1 protein-coding gene is annotated in these 740 nt (G+C 50.3%); it reads left to right on the top strand.

The window, feature by feature from the left end:
* Positions 1–31: 31 nt before the first annotated feature.
* Positions 32–740, top strand: a 709-nt coding sequence (locus J7438_RS26440; RefSeq protein ID WP_353620201.1) for a YihY family inner membrane protein, incomplete at its 3' end; no start/stop codon positions are given.

The raw sequence follows: 740 nt of genomic DNA, 5'->3' as shown, positions 1-740 counted from the left end.
GATGACGGTCACCTACAGTATTCTGTCAGCGGTGCCCAGTCTTCAGGATGTTGGGGACACCATTCAGAGCTTTATCTTTACCAGTTTTGTGCCTTCTACGGGGGAGATGGTTCAGTCTTATCTGAACGATTTTTCCCAACAGGCAAGAAAATTAACCAGTATTGGTATCGCTTTCCTGCTGGTCACTTCTTTTCTGATGCTGAGAACCATTGATAAGGCATTGAATAATATCTGGCAGGTGGCGCATGTGCGCCGTGGCATGACCGGTTTCCTGCTGTACTGGGCCATTCTCAGCCTGGGGCCTGTGCTGTTGAGTGCCGGTTTTCTTACCACTTCTTATCTGGCTTCCCTCAAACTGGTTTCTCATACCACGGCCATTCTTGGTGGAGAGCAGTGGCTTCTGCGCCTTATGCCTGTTGTTCTCAGTACATTAGTTCTTACCCTGCTGTATACGGCTGTGCCCAACAGAAAAGTGCCGGTTCGTCATGCGCTGGTCGGTGCGGTTTTTGTTGCCATTCTGGTTGAGTTGGCCAAGGCTGGCTTTACCTTATTTATTACACTGTCGCCTACCTATCAGCTGATTTACGGTGCTTTTGCCGCTGTGCCCCTGTTTCTGCTCTGGGTGTATCTGAGCTGGCTGATGGTGCTGTTTGGTGCCGTGCTGGTTCGATCCCTGGATCTTTATGGCAAACAGGCCGGTGGTGAGCGGCCACACCCGTTAATCTCGATTTTATTAATCC

Origin of the sequence: Thalassotalea sp. G20_0 (assembly GCF_017744175.1) — a bacterium.
Lineage (GTDB): Bacteria > Pseudomonadota > Gammaproteobacteria > Pseudomonadales > Endozoicomonadaceae > Endozoicomonas.
The sequence above is the reverse complement of the archived record's forward strand: the minus strand, read 5'-3'. Positions and strand labels throughout refer to the sequence as shown.